The 23,312-nt window shown below is 34.5% G+C and carries 19 protein-coding genes and 1 pseudogene; 5 read left to right on the forward strand and 15 right to left on the reverse strand.

The features are described 5' to 3' along the window. Positions 1–29 precede the first annotated feature (29 nt). From ABWU32_RS00195 to ABWU32_RS00205, 3 genes and pseudogenes are all read right to left on the reverse strand, one after another. A pseudogene (locus ABWU32_RS00195) lies at positions 30–152 on the reverse strand (IS630 transposase-related protein); the annotation flags it as partial. A 284-nt stretch (positions 153–436) separates the two neighbouring features. Beyond that, the gene (locus ABWU32_RS00200; protein WP_010963022.1) at positions 437–1,195 is read right to left on the reverse strand and encodes a cytochrome c1; all 759 of its coding nucleotides are present in this window, start codon (positions 1,193–1,195) and stop codon (positions 437–439) included. A 368-nt stretch (positions 1,196–1,563) separates the two neighbouring features. Beyond that, positions 1,564–2,793 carry a cytochrome b gene (locus ABWU32_RS00205; protein WP_006280242.1) on the reverse strand — a complete coding sequence of 410 codons (1,230 nt, stop codon included), beginning with the start codon at positions 2,791–2,793 and terminating at the stop codon, positions 1,564–1,566. Between the two features lie 378 nt (positions 2,794–3,171). On the opposite strand from ABWU32_RS00205, the gene ABWU32_RS00210 reads away from it, so the two are divergent. After that, positions 3,172–4,665 (forward strand): N-acetylmuramoyl-L-alanine amidase, encoded by a 1,494-nt coding sequence (locus ABWU32_RS00210; RefSeq protein ID WP_070357063.1) that lies wholly within the window; start codon positions 3,172–3,174, stop codon positions 4,663–4,665. A gap of 19 nt (positions 4,666–4,684) precedes the next feature. Here the strand turns inward: ABWU32_RS00210 and ABWU32_RS00215 are convergent, their stop codons facing one another. After that, a complete protein-coding gene (locus tag ABWU32_RS00215) occupies positions 4,685–4,933 on the reverse strand; it encodes a J domain-containing protein (RefSeq protein ID WP_022626406.1) in 249 nt (82 codons plus the stop codon). Positions 4,934–5,105: 172 nt separating this feature from the next. On the opposite strand from ABWU32_RS00215, the gene ABWU32_RS00220 reads away from it, so the two are divergent. Together ABWU32_RS00220 and hisS are read left to right on the forward strand one after the other, a co-directional pair. Further along, positions 5,106–5,678, forward strand: a complete 573-nt coding sequence (locus tag ABWU32_RS00220; protein ID WP_015589367.1) for a NifU family protein — start codon at positions 5,106–5,108, stop codon at positions 5,676–5,678. Continuing rightward, positions 5,675–6,898: a histidine--tRNA ligase gene (hisS, locus tag ABWU32_RS00225; RefSeq protein ID WP_015589368.1), complete on the forward strand. Its 1,224-nt coding sequence runs from the start codon at positions 5,675–5,677 to the stop codon at positions 6,896–6,898. Before ABWU32_RS00220 ends, hisS begins: the two co-directional genes overlap by 4 nt. Before the next feature lie 24 nt (positions 6,899–6,922). Here the strand turns inward: hisS and surE are convergent, their stop codons facing one another. The 8 genes from surE to rseP form a co-directional block, all read right to left on the reverse strand. Beyond that, positions 6,923–7,675 carry a 5'/3'-nucleotidase SurE gene (surE, locus tag ABWU32_RS00230; protein WP_015589369.1) on the reverse strand — a complete coding sequence of 251 codons (753 nt, stop codon included), beginning with the start codon at positions 7,673–7,675 and terminating at the stop codon, positions 6,923–6,925. Positions 7,676–8,931: 1,256 nt separating this feature from the next. Then, positions 8,932–10,275, reverse strand: a complete 1,344-nt coding sequence (ffh, locus tag ABWU32_RS00235) for a signal recognition particle protein (protein WP_353278670.1) — start codon at positions 10,273–10,275, stop codon at positions 8,932–8,934. Beyond that, positions 10,260–11,819, reverse strand: a complete 1,560-nt coding sequence (locus ABWU32_RS00240) for a proton-conducting transporter membrane subunit (RefSeq protein ID WP_015589371.1) — start codon at positions 11,817–11,819, stop codon at positions 10,260–10,262. The genes ffh and ABWU32_RS00240 overlap by 16 nt, the downstream gene beginning before the upstream one ends. A 303-nt stretch (positions 11,820–12,122) precedes the next feature. Then, complete coding sequence (locus ABWU32_RS00245) at positions 12,123–15,005, reverse strand: FAD-dependent oxidoreductase (protein ID WP_353278672.1); 2,883 nt, start codon at positions 15,003–15,005, stop codon at positions 12,123–12,125. Positions 15,006–15,050: 45 nt separating this feature from the next. Next, positions 15,051–15,482 carry a 3-hydroxyacyl-ACP dehydratase FabZ gene (gene fabZ, locus ABWU32_RS00250; protein ID WP_006279640.1) on the reverse strand — a complete coding sequence of 144 codons (432 nt, stop codon included), beginning with the start codon at positions 15,480–15,482 and terminating at the stop codon, positions 15,051–15,053. A 4-nt stretch (positions 15,483–15,486) separates the two neighbouring features. After that, a complete protein-coding gene (locus tag ABWU32_RS00255; RefSeq protein ID WP_077188197.1) occupies positions 15,487–16,038 on the reverse strand; it encodes an OmpH family outer membrane protein in 552 nt (183 codons plus the stop codon). Beyond that, positions 16,039–18,375 (reverse strand): outer membrane protein assembly factor BamA, encoded by a 2,337-nt coding sequence (gene bamA, locus ABWU32_RS00260; RefSeq protein ID WP_015589374.1) that lies wholly within the window; start codon positions 18,373–18,375, stop codon positions 16,039–16,041. 8 nt (positions 18,376–18,383) lie between these two features. Further along, positions 18,384–19,502 (reverse strand): RIP metalloprotease RseP, encoded by a 1,119-nt coding sequence (gene rseP, locus ABWU32_RS00265; protein ID WP_265044538.1) that lies wholly within the window; start codon positions 19,500–19,502, stop codon positions 18,384–18,386. Between the two features lie 99 nt (positions 19,503–19,601). Here rseP and ABWU32_RS00270 point away from each other — a divergent pair, with 99 nt between their 5' ends. Beyond that, positions 19,602–19,880 (forward strand): succinate dehydrogenase assembly factor 2, encoded by a 279-nt coding sequence (locus tag ABWU32_RS00270; protein ID WP_006279484.1) that lies wholly within the window; start codon positions 19,602–19,604, stop codon positions 19,878–19,880. Here ABWU32_RS00270 and ABWU32_RS00275 read toward each other — a convergent pair. The 3 genes from ABWU32_RS00275 to ABWU32_RS00285 form a co-directional block, all read right to left on the reverse strand. After that, a complete protein-coding gene (locus tag ABWU32_RS00275; RefSeq protein WP_010082086.1) occupies positions 19,855–20,181 on the reverse strand; it encodes a cell division protein ZapA in 327 nt (108 codons plus the stop codon). The two genes, ABWU32_RS00270 and ABWU32_RS00275, sit on opposite strands and share 26 nt — an antisense overlap. A gap of 72 nt (positions 20,182–20,253) precedes the next feature. Beyond that, positions 20,254–20,532 (reverse strand): HU family DNA-binding protein, encoded by a 279-nt coding sequence (locus ABWU32_RS00280; RefSeq protein ID WP_010963035.1) that lies wholly within the window; start codon positions 20,530–20,532, stop codon positions 20,254–20,256. A 29-nt stretch (positions 20,533–20,561) separates the two neighbouring features. Further along, positions 20,562–22,214: a 30S ribosomal protein S1 gene (locus tag ABWU32_RS00285; protein ID WP_015589375.1), complete on the reverse strand. Its 1,653-nt coding sequence runs from the start codon at positions 22,212–22,214 to the stop codon at positions 20,562–20,564. 139 nt (positions 22,215–22,353) lie between these two features. On the opposite strand from ABWU32_RS00285, the gene trmB reads away from it, so the two are divergent. Continuing rightward, complete coding sequence (gene trmB / locus ABWU32_RS00290) at positions 22,354–23,019, forward strand: tRNA (guanosine(46)-N7)-methyltransferase TrmB (RefSeq protein ID WP_012673367.1); 666 nt, start codon at positions 22,354–22,356, stop codon at positions 23,017–23,019. The last annotated feature ends 293 nt before the right edge of the window (positions 23,020–23,312 follow it).

The raw sequence follows: 23,312 nt of genomic DNA on the forward strand, positions 1-23,312 counted from the left end.
TAACATAATTTATGGTCAAGCCTACAGTGCTGCCACTCCCATAAAGTAGTTCGTCCAATCTTAAATCTTGCTGCCACTGCTTCTCTGCTTTCTCCTTCGTCTAGCGCCTCCATTGCTTTTTTTCTTAAATCATAACTATATGCTGCTGGCATTCAACCTCCTTATCATTATCTATCCTTATCACATCCGGACTTCTATGAAAAGAGCTATAAATCGTGAAAAAGAACTGCTCATTAAGTGCTATTTGCTTAATAAATTTACTGACATTGGTATGGCTAAATTCGAAATGGCTACATGAATTTATCGTAAATTATTACCGTATAAGGTACGATGCGACAAAGCCATCCCAGTGTCAGCTACTCGGATGACACCGTCATAAAGGAACCAGTGTTAGCTACTTGGATGACAACCATTGTGCTTGAGGCAAAATTGACTATCACTTCTTTTTATAGAGCTTGCTCCAAACTTTGTTGTTAGTTAATACAAAAAACACTGTTAAAATTATAAAATACGCCACTACTTTTAATCCAAGTTTATGCCGGCGCTCTAATTCTGGCTCTGCTGCCCATTGTAAAAAATTTATCACATCATACGCCATATTTTCAACTGTGGCTTGCCTTGCACCATCATATTCCACCATTCCTTCAGAAAGTGGTGGCGCCATAGCTAATCTGCCTGTTGGAAAATACGAATTAAAATATAAATCATTTTCATCGTGTTCGCCGTTTTGATAGCCTGTTAACAATGAATAGACATAATTTGCACCATCATGCCTTGCTTTAATAATTAATGATAAGTCTGGTGGGACTGCACCATTGTTGCTTGCTGCAGCTGCTTCTTTTGTATCAAAAGGCGCAATAAAATAATCCGAAGGTACTCCAGGTCTGTCAAACATTTCACCCAAATCATTCGGACCATCTTTAACTTGATAAGAAGCTGCTATTTGTTTTACATCTTCTTCAGAAAAACCGACATCTTGCAAATTACGAAATGCTACCCTATTCATTGAATGACAAGCAGCACAGACTTCTTTATACACTTTATAGCCACGCTGAATTGACTCTCTATCGAAAGATCCGACAATTCCATCAAATTTCCAGTCTATTTTCTTATTTGGTGATGATTTAAATTCTTCTGCAGATATAAGACTAGATAGAAATAACATGCAGAAGATTGCAAATACATTAGATCCCATGCATAACCACTGTTTTAGTAAATTTCGAATTGATGTCATGCAAGTAGCTGACACTGGAATCCAGCTTATTTCATCACTGACATTATGGTTATCATGCACTCCTAGAATCTGTTGTCCATTGCATGATTTGTAAGTATTTTTATACCTGGATCCCAGTGTCAAGCACTGGGATGACAACGGAAGATAGTGGAATGACACTGTGTGTTGTATACAACGTTCATACAATTGTGTACATGATGCTGGAATCCATTTATTTTTTTTCTGGATCCCAGTGTCAAGTACTGGGATGACAAAAGAGGGCTCTGGGATGACAGAAGAGAGCTCTGGGATGACAGAGAATTTTGTAAGAGATCTGCTTTGAATTGACATCACCTCATCTCCGGCACAGAATCACTTAAGGTTTTTGGTGGTTCTTTTGGCTTTTCATACTTACTAAGCAGTGGTAAAACTATCACAAAGTATGCAAAGTAATAAAGAGTAGATAGCCTACTCATAGTGATGTAAGGCTCTTTTACCTCTTGTCCTCCAAGCCAGGCAAGAAGTACAAAATTTATTGCAAAAACCCAAAAAAATTTCTTAAACACCGGGCGATAAGCACCACTTTTAACTTTTGATTTATCAAGCCAAGGTAACAAAAACCACACTAAAATAGACGCAAACATGGTAAGCACACCAGTAAGTTTATCTGGAATTGAACGTAGCATTGCATAAAAAGGTAAAAAATACCACTCTGGCACTATATGTACCGGAGTGACCATAGAATCAGCTTCTATATAATTGTCTGGATGCCCAAGATAATTGGGAGCATAGAAAACAAATGCGAACAAAACTACAAAAAACAGACCAAAAGTTATGCAATCCTTGACTATATAATAAGGATAGAGAGGGATGGTATCCTTATCTGATTTTACCTCCACTCCACTTGGGTTACCAGAGCCAAACCTATGCAGAGCTATCACATGAAGCATAGCTAAAGCAATAATAACAAAAGGCAGAAGATAATGCAGAGCGAAAAAACGGTTAAGTGTTGGGTTATCCACTGAAAAACCACCCCATAACCATATAACTATTTTATTGCCAATTAAAGGTATAGCAGAAAATAAGTTGGTTATAACTGTTGCACCCCAGAAACTCATTTGTCCCCAAGGCAATACATATCCCATAAAGGCAGTTGCCATCATTGCAAAAAATATAAATATTCCAATAAACCACACCATCTCTCTCGGTCTTTTATAAGATCCGTAATATAATCCACGCATTATATGAACATAGACTACCATAAAGAAGAGCGATGCTCCAACAGCGTGAGTGTAGCGTATTAACCACCCGTAATTCACATCCCGCATTATGCGCTCTACACTATTAAACGCATAATCAACATGCGGAGTGTAGTGCATAGCAAGAAATATACCTGTTATTATTTGTAAAATCAGCGCTATACCAGCCAAAGAGCCAAAGTTCCAAGCATAATTTAAGTTTTTTGGCACTTGGTAAGAAGCAGTGTGTCTTAGAAAAGAAAATATAGGCAATCTATATTCTATCCATCCTAATATGCCTTTTTCTTCTTTTATTGTTTCTTTTTTGTTATCTTCCTGCATAACTTAAACCTTTCTGAACACATGTCCATTGCTACTTTTATCTTATTTTTTTATTGTAGCAACTTATCCTTTACGCACAAATAAAAACTTTAAAGCAATATTAATTACCTCTTCAGCAACCTGTCACGTGCTGCGTTTAATTTTTGTGCAAAATATTCCGAGCCTCCTTTATCTGGGTGAACTAATTTCATTAAATTTTGATTGCTTTATTGATTTCATTTTGGTTCGCTCCAGAATCTATTCCTAGCACTTTAAATGCTCCATCTCTGAACATGTTACTACTACCAGACTAGTATGATTTTGTCTTGTAAATTTATTCAACAACCCTATTCTAACTATATAATGAAAAATTATCTACAAAGTGTTTATGAAGATGGTATGAAAATCCAACTATCTAAAGTCAACAAATATTTATTAGTTTTACTGATTACTGTCTCAGCATTTCTCATATCTGGGCAAGTATCCAGTTCAAGCAATATCGAGAATGATTTTCAAGATTTACAAGAAAAATTACCATTATTGAAAGATCAGGATTTGTTATTTTTAGATCCAGCTTCAGCTTTAAATTATGGTGATAGGGCAGGTAAAAAAGTGTTAATGGTTATAGTTCACCATACTGAAACATCAACACTAAAAGGTACAAAAGATACGCTGAATGCTAGAGGATTGTCAGTTCATTTTATTGTCGATAGGGATGGCAGCATCACCTTAATGGTTCCATTAGAGAAAGAAGCATGGCATGCTGGTATTAGTTATGCAAGAGTTAAGGTAGATAGTAAGCTTGAAGAGTTACGGAAGCTTAACAACTATTCTGTAGGTATTGAAATTGTAAACACAGGACTTGAGCCTTTTCCGGAAGAGCAAATGAGATCTGTTAAAGAGCTGATTTTATACCTTATGGAGCGTTTTAAAATTAAAAGGGATATGATATTTAGTCATTCTGAAATAGGAACTATAGTGTATGATCCAGAGCTTGGCTATACAATGCGTAAACCAGATCCACACAAATTGTTTGATTGGGAGTTATTAGAGAAAAATGAAATTGGATTGCACATAAGTGACAGAATAAACCCTAAAGATGCTAAACACAAAATGGGCAAAACATTGTATAAAGCAGGTGATAGAAATGAAGGTATTTTGAAATTAAAACAAAGGCTGAACAGATTTTTCTATAAGATAGAACCTTGGAATGATAAGAAAGGTAATGTAATTTTTCCTGATAATAATGCTGATTACTCAGATGAGTTTGATGAGAATTTTGTATGGGTTATTTATCAGTTTTCAATACATAATTTACCAAGAGAAATTAGAAAAGATCTACCTCTTAAACTAGAACAAGCAGATATATTTCCTGAATTCTTTAGTGAATATAGTCATGGCATTTCTTCTAGTTATCTAACCTTTAGTGAAAAAATTAAATCGACTCTACAACCATGTTTAAGCAAAGTAGATTATGAGAATTTATTATCTTCTCTTGCACAATATGAGAATAACATTTCTCCTGATGCATCTACCACTTTAATGTACAAAATTAAGTTATACTATGATTCTTATTTAAGATATCGCATATGGTCTTCACTCTATAAACCATTTAAGCTTAATGTATTGGAAGAGTTAGAGATTTTAAAGAGTGGAGTGTTATCTTTAAAATCACTAGATAGCTCTAAAGCTGCAGAAGTTTCCAGTTTAATTGATAGCTTTAAAGTAGATATTTCTTTAGAATTTCAGGGTTTTGAAAAACAGTGGTTTCAGGAGTTTAAGAATGCTTGGAGACAAGAATTTATACCTTCCCTGGAAGAACAGATAACATGGACTGCACTACATGAAGCAATATTGGAGTATTTAGAAAAAGCAAAGGAAGAAATTCGTTAAACGAAAACTTTTTTTAAGATCACTTTTTTAACAATTTATCACGTGCCGCATTTAGCTTTTGCGCAAAATATTCCGAGCCTCCCTTATCTGGGTGAACTAATTTCATTAAATTTTGATATGCTTTATTGATTTCATTTTGACTTGCCTCAGGATTCAGCCCCAGTATCTTTAATGCTTCATCCTTGGACATGTTATCACCAGTGTAATTTTCAGTATAACTTCTACTGCTACTAAATTCGTTCAAAAACTTACTCAATATAGAGTTCATCATGAAACTCATATTATTTTTTTTTGTCAGGAAAAGAAAAAATATAACAACGCTAGGCAAGACAAATGTAACTACTATGAATATCAAAAAAAGGAAAAAGATGAATGACATGTATATTTTTTTATCATTTTATGATTAAATAGTAACAATTATAATCGTCATGGTAAATAACATGTTCATTCAGATTGAAGAAACACCTAATCCAAACACACTGAAATTTCTCCCTGGATTTGCAATTCTAAACGAAGGAGAAACGGCTGATTTTTCAAATGCAAATGAGATAAAAAATTCTAAACTAGCAGCAAATCTTTTTCAAATAGAACATGTGGTAAGAGTGTTTTTTGGTCATGATTTTATTTCAGTAACAAAATTGGGTGAAATTAATTGGGATACATTAAAAGTAGAAATTTTAACTACAATCATGGATCACTTTACTTCAGGTGGAAAAGCGCTAAATAAAGAAGGAGTGAATGATAATAACATACCAAATGAGGAATTTTTTGATGAAAGTGATATAGAAATTGTAAATAGAATAAAAGAATTGATGGAAAGTTATATCAAACCTGCAGTTGCTCAAGATGGTGGCGATATCAAATTTCGTGGCTATAAAGATGGAATAGTTTATGTTGAATTACAAGGAGCTTGCTCTGGATGCCCAAGTGCTGCAATTACTTTAAAGCAAGGAGTGCAGAATATGCTGAGCTACCACATACCAGAGGTTGCAGGTATAGAGACCACACTATGACTAATCAAACAGTTAGAGGAACGAAAGACCTTCTATTTGATGAGTGGTATAAGTTTAAATACATTCAGCAAACAGCAAATAGAATCTCAAGTCTATACGGCTTTTTGCCCGCCCAAACTCCAATATTTGAGTACACGGAGGTTTTTACAAAAACTTTAGGTGATAGCTCAGATATCATCACTAAAGAGATGTATAGCTTCAATGATAAAGGGGGAAAGAGCATAACTTTACGTCCTGAGTTCACTGCAGCGATTGTCAGGCTATTAATTGAAAAAAAACTGCAAACGCCGATAAAATTATTTTCAACAGGGCCTGCATTTCGCTATGAAAGACCGCAAAAGGGAAGACAAAGGCAATTTCATCAGATAAATTTTGAGGTTTTTGGCATAGAAGATCCAAAAGCCGATGTTGAATTGATATCACTCGCTCAGCACTTACTAACTGAATTTGGCATCAATAAAAATGTAAAGCTGGAAATCAACTCTTTAGGTGATGGTGAGACAATAACTAAGTATAGAGAAGCTTTGATCTTATACTTTACAAAGTATCAAAATGATCTATCAGAAGATAGCAAAAATAGGTTGATCAAAAATCCACTCAGAATACTAGATTCTAAGGATGAGAAAGATAGATTAATAATCTCTGATGCGCCTAAAATCAGCAATTATTATACGAAAGAGTCCTCAGATTTCTTTGAACAAATACTAAATGGATTAACAATTCTTGATATACCTTATACCGTAAACAATAAACTAGTTCGAGGTTTGGATTATTATTGCCACACAGTGTTTGAGTTTGTTACAGAGGATTTAGGTGCACAAGGGGCAGTTTTTGCCGGTGGAAGATACGATAATTTAGTATCTTCAGTAGGTGGAAAACACACTCCAGCAATAGGATTTGCAGGGGGTATTGAGCGCATAATGGAGTTAATCAATTATTCTCCGAAAGAAGAGCGACCTATTTACCTAATTCCAATCGGTAGAGAGGCTGAAAAACATGCTTTAACACTTGCAAATGAATTGCGCAGAAATAGTTTATATGTAAGTTACGAACACAGTGGAACAGTTAAAAATCGCATGAAGAAAGCAAGTCAAGCAAATGCTAAAATTGTATTGATCTTTGGGAATGATGAGTTAAACAACAATACTGTTAAAGTAAAAAATATGGATACAGGTGAAGAAAAAATAATTGCTCGCGATAACACAATAGAAAACATCTAATTAGGAGCAATGCAAATGTTTTTCTCAGTCAGCTATAGAAGAAAATTCGTCTGCACAAGAATTTTTCATAGCATTCAATGTATCATAATCTGTAAAATCTAATTTTACTGGTGTGATAGTAATAAATCCTTCTTTTATTTTATTTATACTACCACTGCCTGAGTGCTCTCGAGACCAATTTAAGCTAAAAGAGCCATTCGAATTTTCAGTAAAAATTAAATCCCCATCAATGTTATATTCACCTTGTTCAGCAAATTCTACTCCTTTTACTTTTTCCGTAGCAGGAAAATTTACACTCATCACTATGTTTTTAGGCCAACCAACCTTAACTAGCTTGGCAATAACCTTTGGTGCAAAAACCTTTGTATTGTGCCAGTCTATTTTATCATGATAAACTTGGCTCAGTGCAATAGAAGGTATAGACCTTGCAGCACCTTCCATTACAGCACCAATTGTTCCTGAATAACAAATATCGTCCCCAACATTTGATCCAATATTTACTCCGGACAATATTAAGTCTGGTTTTTTATTCATAACTTTATTTAGCGCAATAATGACACAATCTGCAGGAGTACCAGACACACTAAATTCCCTTTCACTATGTTGGTTTATTCCAATAGATTGTTTCACTGGATAATCAAGAGATCTTGCAGCCCCGCTTCTATCAGTATCTGGTGCCACTATCCATATTTCTGACGCAAAATTCCGTGCAATCTCTTTGAGTAATTTTATTCCTTCACTTCCAAAACCATCATCGTTTGTTATTAATATTATCATATACAATACTCAGCTATACAGCTCCAAATTATGTAAACCACTGGCTGTAAATAAACTCATGAGGCTTTAAGTTTCTTTGCATAACTACGAACTGTAACAAAGAACCTGCTGTAAATCAATAGATTTCTTGCACAGGCCATAACTGTCATTACAATAGAAACGAAAAAACTTGCTTGACAAACTCCGCCAGCCCCCTTATTATAGTGTTAAGGGTATTTATGACTCAAAACTTGTTTTTGACCTGCAGGCTCAATGACAAAATTCAGTAAAAACTCAGGGTATTTTTTGGCGGATTACATAAAATTATAGCGGCTGCATGTCTTTTAAAATTTTTCTACATTCAGCCAAATCGCGCTTATTTTAAGCGTTAGCACATTATTACAGCGCCACTTACAGTAATAGAGAGTCAAAACTCGCACTACGGGGCTTCTTTTGCCTTTTTTTTCATTTGGTAAATTTCTTAATGTTTGTAGCTAAACGACAACCGTCATCCCGCTGCTTGTTAGCGGGATCTCTTGTTAGCGCCGCGGCGGTATGACGGTTCGTGGCGGCGTGACGATAAGCTCGTCATCCCGCTGCTTGTTAGCGGGATCTAGAGATACCGCGAATGAATCGCGGTATGACGTAGGACTGCTGTCATTCCAGTGCTTGGCACTGGAATCCAGCCTTTCTGCAATCTCATCGAAAATGTTGTAACCACTTTCTGTGCTAGTTTGCTTGCCCACAAGCAAACTTTCCTGGATCCCAGTGTCTGGGCACTGGAATGACACCGAAGGGGCTACTGCTGTCTTGGATGGAAACCAGTGTCAGCTACTTTCATGACACCCTGACCTCGTCATCCCGCTACTTGTTAGCGGGATCTAGAGATACCGCGAATGAATCGCGGTATGACGGTTCGCGGTGGCATGACGTAGGACTGCTGTCATTCCAGTCTGGAATCCAAAAAAAAGGATGACACCTCTGGGCGCTGGGATGACAGGAGAAGGAGGCTACTTTCATGACACCATTCTTTTTTCTGGATCCAAGTAGTCAAGCTACTCGGATGACACCCCACTGGTGGCCCACACTACAATGTTCGTACAGTTATGAAATGAATCGCGGTATGACGTGTTGCTTGGGTCAGCTATAGTATTTCTTAAAATTAATAATAAATTTCTTGGCTAGCAAGAAGCTGTAAATTTTTTTGCGAGACCTAAGCCGCTTTTGATATAGCTAAAGGTTTACTGATGATTTGTCTCATTCCACTACCTGCTGACTTACTTTCTGCTTAGCATATCCATCAAATCAGATTCTTTGAGTTTACTATGGTCAACTTTACTGAACTTATTTACCATAGAGCTCATTTGATTATACTGCTTAATTAGAAGATTAATGTCAGTTACAGTTGTTCCGGACCCCTTAGAAATTCTAAGTCTTCTTTTGCCATTTAAAATATCTGGATTTTGCCTTTCTTTTTCAGTCATTGAGTTTATGATGGCTATATATTTTTTCACTTTATTGTCATCTGGCACACTGCTACTTAGCTTTTTTGTAAATGAACTAGGAATGAATTTCATTATGTTGCTAATGCCATCCATTTTACTCAGAGTTTTTAACATTCCCAGTAGGTCGTTTAGGTCGAATTTACCTTTTTTCACTTTCTTTTGTAACTTATCAATTTCTTCCTGACCAACAATCTCAGCAGCTTTTTCAACCAATGAGACAACATCACCCATGCTAAGTATTCTTTTTGCAATTCTATCTGGATAAAAATCATCGAGGTCACTTAATTTTTCACCACAAGCAATAAATTTAATTGGACAATCGGCGATCATTTTCATAGAAAGAGCAGCACCACCACGTGCATCACCATCAACACGGGTAAGAATAATGCCGGTTACACCTATTACCTCATTGAATGATTTGGCAATGTTGACCGCATCCTGGCCTATCATTGCGTCGGCTACTAAAATAACTTCTGCAGGTGAAGCTATTTCCTTTACGGCTTTCAACTCATTCATCATATTATTGTCAATATGAAGCCTGCCTGCGGTATCTAGTATTAATACATCACAATTATCGTTCTTTGCTGTTGCTAGTGCCCTTTTTGTAATTGTAATGGGCTTCTCGTCTATTACTACAGGTAAAGTTTGCACATCTATTTGTTTACCTAGCACTTCAAGTTGTTTTTGGGCAGCCGGCCTATAAATGTCTAAAGAGGCAAGCATCACTTTTTTCTTTTGCTTTTTTAGCTTTAAAGCAAGCTTTCCTGAGGTGGTTGTTTTACCTGCACCTTGTAAGCCCACCATCATAATCACAGCAGGGGGTTTAACTGCTAGATTTAAGTCACTTTTCTCTGATCCGAGAACTGCAACTAAATTATCCTGCACAATTTTAATTATCATTTGTGCTGGAGAAACACTTTTTATGACTTTTTCCCCAATCACTTTATCTTTAATGTCATTGATGAATTTTTTTGCAACTTCAAGTGAAACGTCAGCTTCAATTAAGGCTATGCGTATTTCACGCATGGCAAGATTAAAATCATCTTCAGAAATGATCGACTTTCCTCTTAGTTTACTAAATACAGAATTTAAACTTTCGGTTAACGACTTAAACATAATAGCATTAGTAGAATACTCATTAAAAAGAGAGAAGAAGCTGAAACAAAACTCACTGAGTTATAACCCAGCACTTCCTTAAGTTTAGTAATATTATCAAAGTATAAACTAGTAAGTGAATTAGTCAAGTTTTGCAGTACGTTGGCAGACATTTCTCTCACTTTAAAGACCAATTGATTGAACAGCAAGATAATATAGGGTATGAAAGCTCTAAAAATCCAATCAACATCCATTTTAAAATTTATTCTCGGGTAAAATAACTTGCGTAAAAGAATGAACAATAAAGTGGTACATAATAACAAATTAAATTGCGACAAAATATTTTTTGTGTTGTACACAAAATCGAAAATCGAAGGTTTATTGTAAATAGGTAAGTAAGGGTTGCCAGCAATTACGCATATAAATGCTAAAATAATCATAGTCATTTTGCCTCCCCTCTCTGCTAAAGGTTTTGACTTACTTTTTGCAATAAATATGTAGTAAAGAAACTTGAGCCCCACGCTTAAATAAAGCAGTAAATTTAGAATCTTGTATAAGTTTTTATACACTTCTAAATTAGCACCACTTGCTTCAATCTCGGCTGTAATGTATGATTTGCTAATAAATCCAGCGGTTCCAGGAAATGCAGCCATTGTAAGTATTGCGATTATAGCACACATGCCTTCCACTGACATCAGTTTGCCTACTCCATTAAAACTAATTGTTTTTGTTCGTGAAATAATCGAATTGCTGACTACAAACAATAATGATTGATAAACAAGAGAGAAGATTATATGCAGTATCAAAATTGGTATTGCCTTTTCCGAAGGGCTGAGTAAACCTCCTGCAATAATCAGCAAGCCCATTTGTCCTACAACGTTATAGCATAAAAATCTACGAATATTTTGCTCGAGAGAAGCAAATATAATGCTGTAAATTGCAGTGATGGTGCCTACAAGCGCTAATATTTCAGTACAATCTTGCCATAGGTTATAAGTGTGTAAAAGCATCACTAAAAAAGAGACTTTAGTGGTAAATAAAGAGAGATATGTGGTGCCATGTAGCGATGCAGCAGGATATGCATCAACAACCCAAAATGAAAAAGGAAAACAAGCGCAGTTTATCAATAAACCCAAAATTATCAGGTTAGTGCTTTGAAGTGCCAATCCTGCTATTAATATAACTCCAACGAAAAAGTGTACACAAGCGTACCTTATTGCAGGTCCACTATCTCTACAGCTAGCTGCGATAATAAAAAATGCACTGATGGTCATTAATTCACAGAATATTATAACCAATATCATATGTTCAGATAAAACTGCATAAAGTGAACTAATAGTGTAAGCAGCAAAAGATAGCATCTCTGAAAAAGTCAAATTTTGTGCTGGTAGAACAGCTAAAAATGCAACTGATAAAAAAGATATTAGTATGGTACGAAAAGATAAATCAAAATCTAGAATTGGGAGAGACCAATTTACTGCAATGCTCAAATTTTCAGGTAATTTTAGGACTATAACTATTAATACAGTCAGTAGAAGTAACAGTGACGATTTATAAAGTTGCACAATAATTAAAACCAATATGGTTTATGCTATCTCAATATATGAATAAAATCAATTTGCATATTAACCACTAATTAAACTAATTATCATATAATTATATCAGAGTTTAGAGGGTTATAGAGAAACCGGTCAGATTAGGTTTTTAATCTAATCTGACCGATAGCTTTAATAGTGAGGTAAGCTTTAATATAGCACTCCTAATTCATAACGCTACACTCGTGCATAATTTATTTTTAATTTGTGCACGAGCGTTAGTAAATTATTTACTTTTTGAAATAAAATTTGACATCACTTTAATATTGAGACTTAGTAAACCTCAGTAGGTCTGCCAGTTGGGCCCATAAGAATTATTTGCTCGCCTTCTCTTAAGTGTCTGCATAAATTAGTGGAGCCGCCGATTTCCAGCACAATAGTGGAAATAATTCCTTTTTTTTTGTCTACTTCAGTGCCGGTTACGGCTATACCTTCCATAGCAAGGTTTGTATTATTGGCTTTTCTGCCATTGGTTTCAAAATTTTGCAATCTAAAGAATTGCCCAGGCTTAAAATTCTTTGCCGCAAGTGGTGCTTTGATCACTATTTCCACAACTTTGTCTGTTAAATATTGAACTTTTATAACCTTTGCAGTGAATTGCTCTTTGATTCTATTAAATAATTCTTTATTAGCCAGGTCTTCAACACTTGGCCACGCATTTTTTTTCTGGCCCACAACATCACACACTGGAATGACAGAAACGAAGCTATTAACTCTATTCAAAAGCTGGGAAATAATAGGGTAGCCGTTCTTAGCACTTGCCATAGCTTTCACAACGCTGCCGCTATACGAAGGATGAAGATCACCAAAAAAGCTGGTTGTTTTATTGCCTTGCTTATACACTAATATTCTATCTTTATTTTGCATTTTTGGAGAAAATATTGGATCTATTTCTTTTCCCAATGAATTCAATTGAGTAAAATACCCATTACTTAATTTAAAATGCTTTTTATCTTCTGTTGCAATAACTGTATTTGGCTCAGTACCTGCTGCTATAAAAATAGAACGTGCTTTTATACGTTTGATTTCGCCGGATTTTGTGTCTATCAGTTTTATTAATTCAGCATGGTTATATTTATCCGTCACAACTTCAACTGGCTCTAAGTTTTCAATAAAGTAAATCCCTTCTGATAATGCGTTTTGCACCTCTTCGCTATTTAATCGATAACTTGGTGAATCTTTTAGCTCTTTTCTATATATAACTTTCACTCCCCCGAGGCTCTGCATTAACTCTAATATTTTTATTTCTCTATTCTCTTTTTTTGCTAACTTTTGCTTTTCTCGGATCAATTGTGCGTGCGATATAAACTCATTCGCAATTTCGCGCTCTTCTTCTGTCCAATCTTTTTCAACACAGTCCTTTCCATACTTATCAACTAATATCTCATAACGAAGAAGAAATTTTTCTACTTGAATTGGATAATACGCTAAAGCTTCAGTGGCAGTGTCAATCGCAGTAAGCCCCGCACCTATGACAACTATCGGCATACGAACTTGCAGATTTGCTATAGAATCGAATTTAAGAGCGCCAGTCAGTTGTAACGACATCAGAAAATCAGATGCCATGCGTACTCCACGAGCTAGTATGTTTTTTATTTTGATCATTCGTGGCTTACCAGAGCCAAGTGCTAGGGCGATGTGATCAAAACCCAAGTTGAACGCGTCATCAGCATTAATCGTGCCACCAAAACGAATGCCTCCATAAAGTACGAAATTCTCACGTCTTTCCAGCAGTAATCTAATAATCTTTAAGTAATTCTTATCCCACCGAGAAGTAATACCATATTCTGCCACCCCACCAAACCCTCCTGCCATGCGTTCACTCAATTTTTCGTGTTTGAAATCTTTAATTAGCTGGAAATTATCGATCAAAGGCTCAATTTTTAGTCCATCAATGGCAATAACGTTATGCCCATCATTCAACAAATGATGAGCTAAATTAAAACCAGCAGGACCAAGGCCTACAACTAGAACGTTTTTTCCAGTGTTTCCTCTTGGCAATGAACGCTGAAAATTTAAAGGATTCCAACGGCTGAGCAGAGAATATATTTCAAATCCGTACGGTAAACTGAGCACATCATCCAGAATCCTTGTTTCAATTGCTGGCACATTTACGGGTTCTTGTTTTTGATATATGCACGAATTCATGCAGTCATTGCATATTCTGTGCCCAGTGGCTGCGCATAATGGGTTATCTATCATCACAATTGCAAGACTTGCTATGCTGTACCCTTCGCTTTTCACCAGATTCATTTCTGATATTTTCTGCTCTAGTGGGCAGCCGTGCAGTTCAACTTTTAGTGGAGATTGTTTAAAAGTATTGTCGTTATTAATTAGCCCCTTTGAGCAGCTGTCCTTACTTTGCTTATGACAAAATATGCAGTAGTGAGCATTATCTAGTGCTTTATTCAAACTCACCTTTTTGCTTGTTAGATCAAAACCGTATCGTCTTTTTACTTCATTTGAATACAGCACTTCAACTTTGTCCACTTCTTTTTTAGAAAATGGTATGAGGTTTTCGTGGTCGATTTTTTTATGAATACTGAATAATATACTCTGTTTATTTTTTACTCTCCACACTGCATATTGTGCTGCAAGTTCTATTTCTTCTTTGTGATTTTCTTTATCTTCAAACCAATGCATCACCTGCTCAGCAAAATTTTTTTCTGTTGTTGGCAAAGTGAGAAAATGACTTAGTTTGTTAGTAATATCTATATTCGCCACATTAGTGTATTTCTTCAATGCATAGCGTTGGACAAATAACCTTTTGCATTTATATATTACAGCAAAGTCGTTGTGCTTTTTCTTTAGCTCCTCTATTTCTTTTTCAACATTGAAAAGTTTTGCAATAAATTCATCAAGTAAATATGAGAGGTCTACTATTAACTGACTATCTGTCATCCAAGTAGCTGACCGTCCTTCTTGTTTTCTAGATCCCAGTGTCAAGCACTGGGATGACGGGGGGTGACACTGGGATGATGGGAGGTGACACTGGGATGACATCGAAGAAGAAGCTGCTTTTTCTCTTGCTTCAATTAATGAACAAAACAAGCTCTCATCACATGATTTGATATAATTCAAAAATGTCTCATCTAATTTTATTAATCCATTGCGAGTATATAGATTCGAAAATGAGATTTTGAAATTCAGCTTCATTGCTATACTATACAGTGTACATGCTGTTTCTTACAGATGAAGATTTTATTTATTTTGCAATACTGCTGAGATTGTTGCTTCTGCAACTTTTTCTTCGCTAACAGATGCAATACACCTAAATTTGTGTACACCTAAACACACACTTTGAATGTTAGCTTGAAGAATCAATGTGTCCCCTGGAGTAACTGGCTTTCTGAATTTTGCATTTTCAATGGATCTCAAGTAAACAACTTTATTTTCTATTGTTTCTTTACCTAGAACACATATAGCAGATGCCTGAGCTAGAGATTCAATTATCAAGACTCCTGGCATTATCGGATGACCAGGGAAGTGGCCAATAAAAAATGGCTCATTGAAAGTCACATTTTTGATTGCTTTTATACTTTTACCAGGATCACACTCTATAACTCTATCTACTAAGAGAAACGGATAAGAATGTGGTAATATTTTTATAATATCACTGATATTAAATTGCATAAGCCTACTCAATGCCTTTCAAAGCAAATTCAGGTATTTTCTTGTTTATATTGTTTAATACCACATCTGATAAATCAACTTCATCCATGGAGTATAAAACTTGGTTCTTTTTTGAAATAAATAGTACCAAATCTATGTTGTTTTTTTCTGCCGTTTTTTTAGCGACTTCTTTTATCTTGTTAAAAACACTCTCTACTGCGTCTCTATAGCTTTCTTCTAAATGTAACATTTTTTTAGCGTAATTATCTCTAGTATTTACAGTGTGCTTATTAAACTGTTCTGTCTTTTCTTTTTTTGCTTCTTCTGACAAAAGTTCAAATTCTTCTTTTGATGGCTTAAGTTTTTCTAACTCACTTTCAAATTCTTGTTGTAATCTAGAATTCTGCTCCTTTATTTGTTGTTGTATGTTTTGCAGAGCAAGAGATTCATTGATAACTTTATCACTATCAATAATGGCAGCCTTTGTGTTCTGAGGTTGATATCCTACAAACTTATACCCCACAAATAAGGAAATAATTAAGGCAATAACTGATATAAATAACTGTATATATTTCATTCAAATCCCCGCTTCAATAGAAAATTTAACATTTGGTGATGGTATTATATCATAAGATTCCTTTACTAAAGGAAACCCGAAATCCAATCTAAGTCTACCAAAAGGAGAAAGCATTGAAAAGCCAAAACCTGGTGACACTCTCACAAGCTTGCTATCATAGTATTTCCCTTCATACTTCTTATTTTTATCATCTAAGCCAAAAAGTGTCGCATAGTCAACAAATAGTGAGCCTTTGATACCAGCATAGTCATATAGTTTTGGTAGAGGAAAATCCACTTGCTGTGTTAGATTAAAATAAGTTTTGCCTCCTAATGAGCTTTTATTTTTGTCTTCTGCTCTTGGTCCAATACCGGAAAGGTCAAACCCTCTAATCTCATTACCCCCTTTAAAAAAGTGCTGGCCAATGTTTAGATTTTCATCAGTATAAGAAAAAATATGACCTGCCGCCATCTTAAAGCGTAGAGTTATATCATCGTCAATTTTGCTTAATATAGGGTGCGTATAAAAAGATAAGAATTCAGATTTTAGGAAATTCACGTTTCCTCCCAATCCTGAAATATCCTGACTTAAGCGCAGTAAATACCCTTCTTTTGGAGTATAGAGGTTATCCAGTTTATTATGTGCCAACGTGTATCCCACTGATGAAATCTGATGTTCACCTTTTCGGTCCAGTATTATTTCAGAGATATCGGTGTCTTGTCCACCCTTATTATCCATGTGTATATGATTATACTTATAAGAATAGCGAAGGGAATTAGTTAAGTTCTCTGTGACTTTATATGATAACTTTGTAAAAAATCCCATATCGCAACTATCAAAAGTAGTGTTTGGCTTATCTTGTTTTTCGTAAAATACGTCTACACCTAGTGACGTATCAGAATCATTAAAATTATTTTCAACAAACTCTAAATCAGTAGAAAATACGTATTGACTTTTTTCAAGAGCAAAAGAGAGCTCTTTTCCAGTACCAAATAAATTACGGTCTTTGAGGTCAATTTTAATCAATGCTCCACCAGGAAGAGACACACCGCCTCCCAAATACAACGAAGTAGTGTTTTTTTCTTTAACATTTAAGTCAAGATTTACTGTATTGTCATTAACTGCGTAACTATTTACTTTCACTGTTTCAAAAAAATCACTACTCATTAGTTTTTTACGTGACTTTTGAATCTCAGATATATTGTACGCATCACCTTCTGCTACACTTAGCTTACTTCTGATCACTTTATCTAAAGTGCGATCGTTACCATCAATTGTAATTTGATTTATATAAATCTTTTTACCCGGCAGCACTCTGTAGGTTACATCTACAACGTTGTCACGTTGTGCATACTCTGGATTAACTTTTGCAAATATATATCCTTTTTCATTTAAATATTTGTTTATTTTTTCTACTGTATTATTAATTTTAACTCTATTAAATATCTTATCGTTTTCCTCTGTTATAAAATCCAATATTTCTTCTTTTAGGCTCAAATCCTGAATTTCAGTTTCAATATTAACCTCATTATTTCCAAACAAATACTGCTGTCCTTCGTCAATCAAAAAAGTTAACTCTGTTTGATTGTTATTATCAACCTCAACAATTGGTTGAATATTATTTTGAATATATCCCTTAGACGAATAAAAACGATCGAGCAATTCTGTGTTAATCAATAGATATTGCGGTGAATAATGATTTTCGCCTTTAAAAATGGCTCTAAATAACTTACTAAATATGTCATTACTATGTCTTTTAATAACTTGCTCTAGCTCATTTTCAGAAAAGTTTTTATTGCCTATAAATCTTATATCCTTAATTTTAGAGGTTTTGCCTTCTTTTATTTTGAAAATTAGATTGACCCTATTACTATCGAGCTTCTCCAACTCATATTCAATTTTAACGCCAACCTTACCGTTATTTCTATAAGTAGTGATTAAATTCATTAAATCGTTTTGCAATTTTGTTTCAGTGAAAATAGTTAGCGATTTTGACTGAATCACATTATTTAGTAACTCTTTGCTATTAAATAACTTATTACCCTTTAATATTATCTTGTTAATTAGTGGATTTTCTTGAATTTTTATTACCAAATTTTTTTTATCATCTATGTAAGCATTAACACTAGCAAATAACTTTGTTTTATATAGATCTTTTATAATTGAGTCTATATCATCGTCGTTTATATAATCACCAGATTTTAGTTTTATATAGAACCCTATTGTCTGGTTGCTTACCCTCTCATTACCAATACATTTGACATCTTTCACCTGCACTTTTTCCGCAGTTCCTAAAGCAACAAGCAGGGCAGGAAAAGAAATAAAAACCACTACCAGTATATAAAATAGCTTTTTCATATTTTATTTCAAAAAAGATCCCTAATATCATTTGACATTCCAGTTGCCATAAGCAAAAACAACACTAAAGCACCAAAAATAGCTGCATATTTTTGACATTTCAAGCTTAAATCCCTACGTATAACCGCTTCTATGATATAATGAAATAAATGCCCACCATCTAGCAGTGGTATTGGCAGCAAGTTAATTGCAGCTAAATTAGCTGCAATGATTGCCATAAAATATAGAACCATAATAAATCCCTTTTTAGCTGATTGTCCTGAATATTTTGCGATTTTTATTGGTCCACCTATTTCATTGATACTCCTTTTACCAACAATAATGTGAAAGAGAGCTTTGATCGTTAAGCACATAGTGTGGTAAGTTTCACTTACTGATAAGCTCACAGCCCCAAGAAAAGACGACTGCTTTAATGTATTGACTGAAATAATCCCTATAGTTTCTCTTTCTATTGTGTTGCCAAAAACGTCTTTGTCCTTGATTATTAATGGAGTTAAACTGGTCCTGTGCTTCTCATTATTTCTGCTATACTCAATCTCCATTCTTGTTTTAGGATTCGACATTATCACACGTGAAATATCTTCAAAGTATTTTATTTTATGCTCATTGATTTGTGTAATAGTGTCACCTGGCAACAAACCAGCTTGCTTAGCTGCACTACCTTCGATTACATTTTCAATCACCGGTGGAGTGCGATAATAACCTGCTATGCTAAAGAATATTGTAAAAGCTATAACAGCAAATACCATGTTTGCAAAAGGCCCTGCAAAAACTACTGCTGCTTTTTTATGACGCGGTTTTGTATGAAATGAATACAATTTTTCTTCTTCCGTTAATTCTTGTTGATCAGCTGGGACACTCGCTGCATTAGTATCTCCTAGCATTTTAACATAACCACCCAATGGAACAGCGCTTAATTTCCATCTAGTTCCAGACTTATCGTTAAAACCAAAAATTTCAGGACCAAAACCTATGGAAAAAGATTCAACTTTAACTTTGCATGCTTTGGCAACAACATAATGCCCATATTCATGCACGAATACTATGACAGAAATTATTAAAGAAAATGATAAAAAATAATATATTCCATCGCTAAATTGATGGATAAGATTAGAAATTAATTCCACCTGTATATTTAGATCTTAACAAAATGTTAAGTATATTAAAATGCGCCTCGCTTGACAAGTATTTAGTTTAACTTTTAAATTAAAAAAAGTTTAATTGTAATGACAGATACCTCACTACTCAGAAGAAAATTAATATATAGAAGCTGGCATAGGGGTTGCAAAGAAACCGATATACTTTTAGGGCATTTCGCATTGAAATATCTTGATAAATTTTCCTTAAGCGAACTAATCGAATACGAAAAAATAGTTGATCTTGATGATTACGAATTATATTGTTACATAACTCGTAAGACAAACCTCCCTCCTGGCTTGAATAGTCAGATAGTCAATTTAATTGCTTGCTTTATTGAAGCTAATCCTTTATGCACTCAAGATTAGTGATAATCTTATTTACCTTATCTAGTACCTCAGTATATTCTATTCTTTTCTCGTTTCTATACTTTTCGCGCTCTTGATTTACTTCATCTAATCGCTTTGTTAATTCTAAAATTTTATCCTCAAGAATTAGTGCTGCAAGTAAGAAATTTAATGCATCCGAACCCTTACCTCCAGTTTTTTGAGATACAGAACTAACTAACTTGTCAAAACTATTAGCAAGGCGTAATAAATGATTCCCCTTCCCACTTTCGCAAGATATTTTATATGTGTTATTACGTATAACTATTTCTACTACTTGCATATGGTGCTAAAAATTTCTATCGTACAGTATAAACTCAAACCCCTACTTTCATCTTATTTATGGTATAAATTTTTATTCATTTATCAAATCAGATAATTTTTTACTGCTACGAAAATATGTTTTAAAGTATTGATTCTTTGTAAACTTCTGTAACATTAAATGGCTTGTTTCTTTCAAGTTATAACTTCTAACTGAAAAAGAACCAAACCCCCTAATTTCAACTCTATTATGATGTTTCAATGTGCTTGAAAGTATCCCAAAAAATCTATCAACTATAGCTGCTATAACAATCTTATCTAAAAAAGGATGTCTTTTTGCTACCCTCGCTATTATATCAGACTTTGTTGCCATTTATATGAAGCCAAAATAAGTAAACCTTATCACTTAGCAGATAATGCTATGTTATATTCTTCAACACCCAATACTTCAACTTCTATTTTTTCTGATATAGAGAATTTTTTATTCTCTGGTAAATGCTCTTGATCTATTAGAAGGGTTACATCGTTCTCAACTTCAACGACTAGTCCATTATCTTCTCTCTTACCTACAATAACCTGTATTTTATCACCTACCTTAACTTTCTTTATCAGTTCTTCAAGAGGATCATACTCTATTTGTTTTATTCCAAGATAAGTTCTTGCCCGATTCACGTTAGCCCTTATTACTTTTGCTTCTATTTTATCACCTACATTATACTTCTTTATCTCATCTGAACCATTTTTAGACCAACTAAAATCTTTCACATATATTGTCCCTTCTACGTTCTCATCTATTTCAGAATCACCGAAAGCAACAGATACATATGAGCCGGTATTATTCTTCACTTCACCAGAAACAATAGAACCAGGAGGATATTTATTGATAAATACTTGCCAAGGGTTGTCTACACACCTTTTCATGCTTAAACTCATCCTACTCTTAGCAATGTCAATACTGAGAATTTTTACATATACTTCTTGTCCCCTTGTTACGAGACTACTAACTGGTAAATTACTCTTAACCCAAGTTATTTCTGACGAGTGCACTAAACCTTCAATTCCAGGTCTAAGCTCAACAAATAATCCATAATCTTCTATGCTTGTTACATAACCCTTATTCACACTATCAACTGGATATTTTGACTCTGCATCTTGCCAAGGGCTATCTTCTAGCTGCTTCACACCCAAGGAAATTTTAGCATTTTCCTTATCTATTTTTATAATTTTAACTTTTATAGTCTGACCACAAGTAAAAACTGCAGACGGATGACTTACCCTACTCCAAGAGATATCTGTAATATGTAACAATCCATCTATAACTCCCACTACATCTGATTCATGAATACCGACAAATACACCGTAATGAGTGATACTTTTTATTTTCCCTTCTATTATATCGCCTTCATTTAAAGATTCTAAAAATTTAATTTTTTCACCAGCGTGCAATTTTTCTAACACCAGCTTTCTTGATACTACAATATTGCCCTGCTTCTTATCCATTTTAAGCACGATGAACTTTTGTTCAGTTTCAATAAGGTGCTTCGCATCTTTTACTTGCTTCAAATCCACATGACTCAGCGGTAAAAAAGCGCTTATTCCGTCACCAAGATCAACAATAAAGCCACATTTAATTGAGCGTTTAATAACTCCGCTTACTTCAGCCCTTGTAACTGTATCTTCTTCCAACTTATTCCATTTTTCGTCCCTAATTGCTTTTTCACGACTAAGAACAACATTACCATGATAATCTTCAATTCTTTCCACATAAACTCTGATTTTCGAGCCAATAATGACCTCATCATTACAACCGAGTTCCTTGATCAGAATTCTCCCGTCAGATTTTAAACCAATATCAACCACAACGTCGTTAGGGTTTATTCTTGTAATTACACCTTCTACCACATCTCCTTCTTTAATTTTGTTAACAAAAGAATCTTCAAACAAGGTATTATCTTGATCCTCAAATTGGCCTTGACATATCTCTTCTATAAATTTGTTTGATGATAGCTTTCTGATAGTAACCGGTAGATTTACGACTGGATTATTATTATTCATACCTTTAACTTAAACTTTATTAGAACTCATATATTATATAATATTAACAATTATTGACAAGTAATTTTTCATTAACTCATTTCGAGAATTGTTTAAGCTATATAAAATATAGTGAGAAAATTATATATGTATCAAGAATATGCTATTTAAGAATAGCAAGTGGATTAGATCGTTCTCCAGAAGGTCCAGGCTAAAACCTGATGTTGATGAAATATTGGAAAAATATTCTATTCAAAACAGCAAGGAATCTATAGAGAAAATTGTAAATTCACAAAAAAGAATATGGGTAGAAATAGGCTTTGGCAACGGTGAAAATATGCTTTACCAGGTGCTCAATGAACCTGATCTATTATTTATAGGATGTGAGCCCTACTTAAAGGGGGTTTCTCGCTTGCTGACAAACATAGAAATACAGAACATAAAAAATATTTTAATGTGGACAGAAGATGCAAGAGAATTGATTGCAAATTTTCCTGATAACAGTGTTGAAAGATTCTTTATTCTCTTTCCAGATCCATGGCCAAAAAGAAGTCACAATAAAAGACGATTAATTAATACGGAATTTTTAAATTTATTAGCAAAAAAAATACTTATAACAGGGGAAATATTCATTGCAACCGATCATCAGGACTATGCAGAGTGGATAGCATCACATATAAAGCAGTGTAACTCTTTAATCTATAGGGAAGACGATTTCACAAGTTATACTCTTACAAAATACCACAGAAGAGCGCTCAAAGATCAGCGTAAAGTGAGGTTCTTTAAAGTAAGTGTTATTAATAATTTGCAGACTATGGATCAATAGAGTTTTTGCATATCTCTTTTACGTTAACTATAGATTAAAAATAATAAAAAAAGAGGGAGAAATAGAGTAAATTCCTTTAACTACTTCTCCTTATGAAGGAATAGACTTCTTGCATAACCCAAACTAAGTAGAAAAAAGGTATCATCCAAGTAGCCCCTTTCTCGTCATGCCGCTGCGAATCGTCATACCGCCGCGGCGCTAACACGTAGCGGGATGATGAGGCTTATCGTCATGCCACCGCGAACCGTCATACCGTCACGGTATCTCTTAGCCGCTAACAAGTAGCGGGATGA

Origin of the sequence: Wolbachia endosymbiont (group A) of Udea olivalis, assembly GCF_964028365.1 — a bacterium.
GTDB classification, from domain to species: domain Bacteria; phylum Pseudomonadota; class Alphaproteobacteria; order Rickettsiales; family Anaplasmataceae; genus Wolbachia; species Wolbachia pipientis.